Source organism: Sphingomonas sp. (assembly GCF_035555815.1).
Taxonomy (GTDB): domain Bacteria; phylum Pseudomonadota; class Alphaproteobacteria; order Sphingomonadales; family Sphingomonadaceae; genus Sphingomonas.
Window position 1 is genome coordinate 1 of the sequence record NZ_DATMGG010000112.1, and the last position, 6,643, is coordinate 6,643.

Here is a 6,643-nt window from a genome sequence, read left to right on the forward strand (position 1 = left end):
CGGGTGTTCGGCTTTGAAGCGCCGATCGCGGTAGAGGCGGTGGTGCCCGGCAGCCCGGCCGAGGCGGCCGGGGTCGCGGCGAACGATTCGATCGTCCGCGTCGATGGCGTGGTGCTCGAACCCGGCCCCGTCGATACCGGCCAGGCCGAATCGACCGATCGCACGGTCGCCGCCGACCGCCGGCTGACCGACGCGGCGCGCGCGGGCGCAGTGACGCTCGATCTGTTGCGCGCGGGCCAGCCGGTTTCCCGCACCATCACCCCGCGCCAGGGCTGCGCCAGCCGGTTCGAGGTGACGGTACGCAACGATTATGATTCGCGCGCGGACGGCGCGATCGTCCAGGTCTCGACCAAGATGATCGAGGCGGTCACGAGCGACGACGAACTCGCCTTCGTCGTCGCGCACGAACTGGCGCACAACATCCTGCGCCACCGCGCGCGGCTCGATGCCGCCGGGGTCAGCCGGGGAATGTTCGAATCGGTCGGGCGCAGCGTCGGCTATATCCGCCGGACCGAGATCGAGGCGGACCTGCTCGGCATCGCGCTGATGGCCAACGCCGGCTACGATGTCGCCGCGCCGGCGCGGTTCTGGCGCTGGTTCGGCAAGGCGCATTTCAACAGCATCCTGCTGGCGCGCACCCATCCGCGCTGGACGACGCGCGCGGCGCTGCTGGAGCGCGAGGCGGCGCTGATCGCGGCATCGCCGGCGCGGCCCTATGTCCCGCCGATCCTGGCCGAGCGCGACAAGCCGCTGAGCAACGACTGGCAGGCGCTGGTCGCCGGGCTGTAAGGGCGCGCAGCGCGGGATTCCGGTCTGAGCCAGAGACGGATGATGACGTTGTGGGCGGGTCTGATGGATACAGGCGGGTGGATTATACCGCCACCCGTAGCGGCGGCGCCGCCGCCGGCCGCGCCTTGGGCTGGTCGGGCCAGATGCCGCGCGTGTCATAGACCGCCTTGTCGGCGCGCTCGTCGAGCGGGACCGATTTGAACACGTCGTGATCGACCAGCACGACCAGCCCGGTGCAGCTTTCCAGCGCGGTGTCGATGTCGATCAGCGTCGCGCCGGTGCCGGCGAAATCGGCGGGCAGCGTGCGGGCATAGGGTTCGACGATGCGCACGCGATCCCCGAATCGCTGCGCCAGCGCCTGCGCCACCTTAAGCGCCGGCGATTCGCGGAAATCGTCGATGTTCGCCTTGAACGCGAGGCCGAGCAGCGCGACCGGGCCGGGCGTCGCCGCGATCATCGCTTCGGCGCGGGCGATGGTGACGGCGACCTTGCCGTCGTTGACCTCCCTCGCGGTGCGGATCAGCGCGCTGTTGTCGGGGTCGGCGGCGACCAGGAACCACGGATCGACGGCGATGCAATGCCCGCCGACGCCGGGGCCGGGCGAGAGGATGTTCACCCGGGGGTGACGATTGGCCAGCCGGATCACCTCCCACACATCGACACCCAGCCCGTCGGCGATCACCGACAGTTCGTTGGCGAAAGCGATATTGACGTCGCGGAACGCGTTTTCGGTGAGCTTGGTCATCTCCGCCGCGCGCGACGTGGTGGTGACGCAGGCGCCGCGCACGAAGCGCCGGTAGAATCCCAGCGCCTTGCGCGCGCAGCGCGGGGTGATGCCGCCGATGACGCGGTCGTTGTCGATCAGTTCGATCAGGATGCGGCCGGGCAGCACCCGTTCCGGGCAATAGGCGATGGCGACGTCGGGGCTTTCGTGGGTGTGGCCGGGAATCCTGAGGTCGGGGCGCAGCTCGGCGAGCAGCGCGGCGACCTTTTCCGTCGTGCCGACCGGCGATGTCGATTCGAGCACGACGAGGTCGCCCGGCTTCAACACCGCCGCCAGCGTGGTCGCGGCGCGCAGGACATAGCCGATGTTGGGTTGGTGCCCCTCGTCGAACGGGGTCGGCACCGCGATGACGAACACGTCGGCCGGCTCGATCTGGAGCGACGCGCGCAACGTGCCGCGCGCGACCACGCCGGAGACGAGGCCGTCGAGATCGACCTCCTCGATATGGACCTTGCCCGAATTGATCGTGTCGACCACCGACTGGTGGACATCGATGCCCAGCACCTGCGCGCCGGTCCGCGCGATCACCGCCGCGGTGGGCAGGCCGATATAGCCGAGGCCGAGAACAGCGACCTTGAGCTCAGTGTCCGAAATCATCCGCGACGATCCTCGCAATCCGTGCCGCGGCCTGGCCATCGCCGAACGGATTGTGGGCGCGGGCCATCGCGGAATAGGCCGCCTTGTCGTCCAGAAGCGTGAAGATACCGGAAACGATCGCCTCCTCCGCCGTGCCGACCAGCCGCGCGGTGCCGGCGGCTACGCCTTCGGGGCGCTCGGTGGTCTCGCGCATGACCAGCACCGGCTTGCCCAGCGCGGGCGCTTCCTCCTGCACCCCGCCCGAATCGGTCAGCACGAGATCGGCCATGCCCAGCGCTCGGATGAAGTGCGGGTAATCGAGCGGATCGATCCGCGCCACGTTGCTCCGGTCGCCCAGCAGGCTGTCCATCACCGACACGACGTTGGGATTGGGATGGATCGGGAACAGGATCGCGACGTCCTCGCGCGCGGCGATGCGGCCGATCGCGCGGGCGATATTGGCCATGCCGTCGCCGAAATTCTCACGCCGGTGGGTGGTGACCAGGATCAGCCGCTTGCCGGCGAATCGCGCGGCGATCGGATCGAGCCCCGCCGCCAGCGACGGATCGGCCGCGATCGCGTCGCGCGTGGCGAACAGCGCGTCGATCACCGTATTGCCGGTGACGTGGATCGTCGCGGGATCGATATTCTCCCGCCGCAGCGCATCGGCGGCGGTGTCGGTCGGCGCGAAATGCTGGTCGGCGATCGGCGCGACGATGCGGCGGTTGACCTCCTCCGGCCAGGGTTGCCAGATGTCGCCGGAGCGCAGCCCGGCCTCGACATGGCCGACCGGCACCTTGCGGTAATAGGCGGCGAGCGCGCCGACCATCGCGGTGGCGGTGTCGCCCTGCACCAGCACGCGATCGGGCCGTTCCGCATCCATCACCTCGCCCAGCCCGGTCAGCAGCCGCGCGGTCAGCCGGTCGAGCGACTGGCCCGGCTCCATCAGGTCGAGGTCGATGTCGGGCACCAGCCCGGCGATCGCCAGCACCTGATCGAGCAGCCCGCGATGCTGCGCGGTGACGCAGGTGCGGACGTCCAGCCCCGGAACCGCCGCCAGCGCGCGGATGACGGGGAACAGCTTGATCGCTTCCGGCCGGGTGCCGAAGATCACCAGAATCTTGCTCATGCCGCCCCACCTAGCCGCCGGGGCTTAAGGCTGGCCTAACCCGGGCCGATTGAATAGGGGCGGGCGCATGACCTTCAAACCGCTCCGCAAGGCCGTGTTTCCCGTCGGTGGTCTCGGCACCCGCTTCCTTCCGGCGACCAAGGCGCTGCCCAAGGAGATGCTGCCGATCGTCGATCGCCCGCTGATCCAGTACGCCGTCGACGAGGCGATCGAGGCGGGGATCGAGCAGATGATCTTCGTCACCGGGCGCGGCAAATCGGCGATCGAGGATCATTTCGACATCGCCTATGAGCTGGAAACGACGATGGCGCAGCGCGGCAAATCGCTCGACCTGCTCCACCAGACCCGATTGAAGCCCGGCGCGGTCGCCTATGTCCGCCAGCAGGAGCCGATGGGGCTGGGCCATGCGGTGTGGTGCGCGCGCGACATCGTCGGCGACGAGCCGTTCGCGGTGTTGCTCGCCGACGATTTCATGGTCGGCGGCGCGGGGCGGCCGGGGTGCCTCAAGCAGATGGTCGATGCCTATAACCGCACCGGCGGCAACCTGATCTGCGCGCAGGAAGTGCCCGACGACCAGACCCACATGTACGGCATCATCACCCCCGGCGCGCGCGACGGCGCGCTGACCGAGGTCAAGGGACTGGTGGAAAAGCCGGCGGCGGGCACCGCGCCGTCCAACCTGTCGGTGATCGGCCGCTACATCCTCCAGCCCGAGGTGATGCGCGTGCTGGAGGGGCAGGAAAAGGGCGCGGGCGGCGAGATCCAGCTGACCGACGCGATGGCGCGGATGATCGGCGACCAGCCGTTCCACGGCGTGACCTTCGCCGGCCGCCGTTTCGATTGCGGCGACAAGGCGGGATTCATCCAGGCCAATCTCGCGCTGGCGCTGGGCCGCGACGACATCGGCCCGGCGGTCCGCGATTTCGCCCGTGCGGCGCTGGCAAACGAAGCTTAAAGCATTCGCTGCTATCCCCGGCGGCGTGGCCATGGGGACAGGATCGTGAAGGGCATCATTCTGGCGGGGGGGAGCGGCACGCGGCTCTATCCCGCGACGCTGGCGCTGTCGAAGCAGTTGCTGCCGGTGTTCGACAAGCCGATGATCTATTACCCGCTGTCGGTGCTGATGCTGGCGGGCATCCGCGACATATTGATCATCTCGACCCCTCGCGACCTGCCGATGTTCGAGCTGCTGCTGGGAGATGGCGGGGCGTTCGGCATCAACCTGACCTATGCCGTCCAGGTCGAGCCGAGGGGGCTGCCCGAGGCGTATCTGATCGGCGAGGCGTTTCTGGCCGGGGATCGTTCGGCGCTGATCCTGGGCGACAACATCTTCTACGGCGAGGGATTGCCCGCGCGCTGCCGCGCCGCCGCGACGGCGGAACGCGGGGCGAGCGTGTTCGCCTACCGCGTCCACGACCCCGAGCGGTACGGCGTGGTCAGCTTCGACGCGGACACCGGCCGCGCGATCGCGATCGAGGAGAAGCCGCGCCAGCCGAAATCCGACTGGGCGGTGACCGGCCTCTATTTCTGCGACGGCGACGCCCCGGCAATCGCGCGTACGCTGGCGCCGTCGGCGCGCGGCGAGCTGGAGATCGTCGACCTGCTCTCCGCCTATCTGCGGCGGGACGCGCTCGACGTCGTCCGGCTCGGGCGCGGCTTCGCGTGGCTCGACACCGGCACCCACGACAGCCTGCACGATGCGGGCGCGTTCGTCCGCACCATCGAGCACCGTCAGGGGATCAAGATCGCCTGTCCCGAGGAGATCGCGCTCGATCAGGGCTGGCTGGATGCGGAAGCGGTGCTGGCGCGCGCCGCCGCGCTCGGCAGCACCGGCTATGCCACCTATCTGCGCGACGTGGCGCGGGCGGCATGAGGACCGCGCTGGTCACCGGCGGCGCCGGGTTCATCGGCTCGGCGCTCGCCCGCCATCTGGTCGCGACCGGCACGCGCGCGGTGGTGCTCGACGCGCTGACCTACGCAGCGTCGCGCGAATCGCTGGCATCGCTGGCGGATTCGCCGCTCTACCGGTTCGTGCAGGGCGACATCGCCGACCGCGCGCTGGTGGGCGATCTGCTGGCGGCGGAGCGGGTCGACGTGGTGTTCCACCTCGCCGCCGAGACGCATGTCGACCGCTCGATCGCCGGGCCGGCGGCGTTCGTCCAGACCAACATCGTCGGCACCTATCAGCTCCTCGAAGCCGCGCTCGATCACTGGCGACGCATCGGCGACGGTTTCCGTTTCCACCACGTCTCGACCGACGAGGTCCACGGCGACCTGCCGCTGGAAGGGGCGGCGGCGTTCAACGAAGAATCGCCCTATCGCCCGTCCTCGCCCTATTCGGCATCGAAGGCGGCGTCGGACCATCTCGTCGCGGCATGGGGGCGCACCTATGGCCTGCCGGCGACGATCAGCAGTTGCAGCAACAACTACGGCCCGTGGCAGTCGCCCGACAAGCTGATCCCGCGCATCGTCGCCAACGCGCTGAGCGGGAAACCGCTGCCGGTCTATGGCGCCGGCGCCAATGTGCGCGACTGGCTGTTCGTCGACGATCACGCTCGCGCGCTCGACCTGATCGCGCGACGCGCGCGGCCGGGCGCGCGCTACGCGGTCGGCGGGCGTGCGGAACGCAGCAACCTGCAAGTGGTGCACGCGCTGTGCGGCCTGCTTGACCGTCATGCGCCGCGCGCGGACGGGCGATCCTATCTGCACCAGATCCAGTTCGTCGCCGACCGGCCCGGACACGACCTGCGCTATGCGATCGATCCCGGCCGGATCGAGGGTGAACTGGGCTGGCGCCGCGCGCTGGATTTCGACGCCGGACTGGCGGCGACCGTCGCTTGGTATCTGGCCAACCCGGCGTGGTGGCAGGGCTTTGACGCCGCCGGACATGGGCTGGACGCGCTGAACGCGGCGTAGGGTATCGCTGACACATACTATCGCGCAGGCGGGGACAAGCTTAGATCGTCACCAGCCGATCGTCGTCCAGCTCGGCGAGCAGGCTGACCAGGCCGCCGCCCTCGACACCCTCGGGCAGCGCCATGCCGTGCGTGGCCAGCCCGGTCTGGCAGGCGATCAGCGTCACGCCCAACTCGCGCGCGGTCGCGAGCAGATCGGACGGGGCGATCAGCGTCACCGCCGCGTCGTGGCAATAGACCCGCGTCCGCCCGCCCAGCGCCGCCTCCGCGCTCGCCAGCGTCAGCGCCGCGTCCCAGCGGCCGGGATCGCACGAAACGACGACGATCGTCAGCCCGCGCATGAGGGGCATCCCGGATCCTTGGGCAGCGCGACGGTGCGGAAGCGCAGCGACAGCGCGTCGACCAGCAGCAGTTTTCCCGCGCTGTCGTCGCCGAAGCCGGTGACCGCGC

At 69.7% G+C, this 6,643-nt stretch carries 7 protein-coding genes and 1 pseudogene; 4 read left to right on the plus strand and 4 right to left on the minus strand.

Features of this window, described 5'->3' with window-relative positions; all coding sequences use genetic code 11:
* On the plus strand, positions 1–789 hold a 789-nt coding region (locus VNR91_RS06175), incomplete at its 5' end, for a M48 family metallopeptidase (protein ID WP_325489898.1).
* Positions 790–871: 82 nt separating this feature from the next.
* Here the strand turns inward: VNR91_RS06175 and wecC are convergent.
* Positions 872–2,170, minus strand: coding sequence for a UDP-N-acetyl-D-mannosamine dehydrogenase (wecC, locus tag VNR91_RS06180; RefSeq protein WP_325489899.1), 1,299 nt, complete (start codon positions 2,168–2,170; stop codon positions 872–874).
* Entirely contained in the window at positions 2,154–3,278 is a 1,125-nt protein-coding gene (wecB, locus tag VNR91_RS06185) for a non-hydrolyzing UDP-N-acetylglucosamine 2-epimerase (RefSeq protein WP_325489900.1), read from the minus strand. The genes wecC and wecB overlap by 17 nt, the downstream gene beginning before the upstream one ends.
* Before the next feature lie 67 nt (positions 3,279–3,345).
* Between wecB and galU the strand changes: the two genes are divergently transcribed.
* Genes galU through rfbB form a run of 3 tightly spaced genes read left to right on the plus strand, consistent with a single transcriptional unit; the run spans position 3,346 to position 6,194 of the window.
* Entirely contained in the window at positions 3,346–4,233 is an 888-nt protein-coding gene (gene galU, locus VNR91_RS06190) for a UTP--glucose-1-phosphate uridylyltransferase GalU (protein ID WP_325489901.1), read from the plus strand.
* A gap of 45 nt (positions 4,234–4,278) precedes the next feature.
* Positions 4,279–5,151 (plus strand): glucose-1-phosphate thymidylyltransferase RfbA, encoded by an 873-nt coding sequence (gene rfbA / locus VNR91_RS06195; RefSeq protein ID WP_325489902.1) that lies wholly within the window; start codon positions 4,279–4,281, stop codon positions 5,149–5,151.
* Positions 5,148–6,194 (plus strand): dTDP-glucose 4,6-dehydratase, encoded by a 1,047-nt coding sequence (gene rfbB / locus VNR91_RS06200; RefSeq protein ID WP_325489903.1) that lies wholly within the window; start codon positions 5,148–5,150, stop codon positions 6,192–6,194. Before rfbA ends, rfbB begins: the two co-directional genes overlap by 4 nt.
* A 40-nt stretch (positions 6,195–6,234) precedes the next feature.
* Here the strand turns inward: rfbB and VNR91_RS06205 are convergent, their stop codons facing one another.
* Together VNR91_RS06205 and VNR91_RS06210 are read right to left on the minus strand one after the other, a co-directional pair.
* Entirely contained in the window at positions 6,235–6,543 is a 309-nt protein-coding gene (locus tag VNR91_RS06205; protein WP_325489904.1) for a DsrE family protein, read from the minus strand.
* Positions 6,522–6,643: pseudogene (locus tag VNR91_RS06210) on the minus strand (molybdopterin biosynthesis protein MoeB); the annotation flags it as partial. The gene VNR91_RS06205 and the pseudogene VNR91_RS06210, both read right to left, overlap by 22 nt.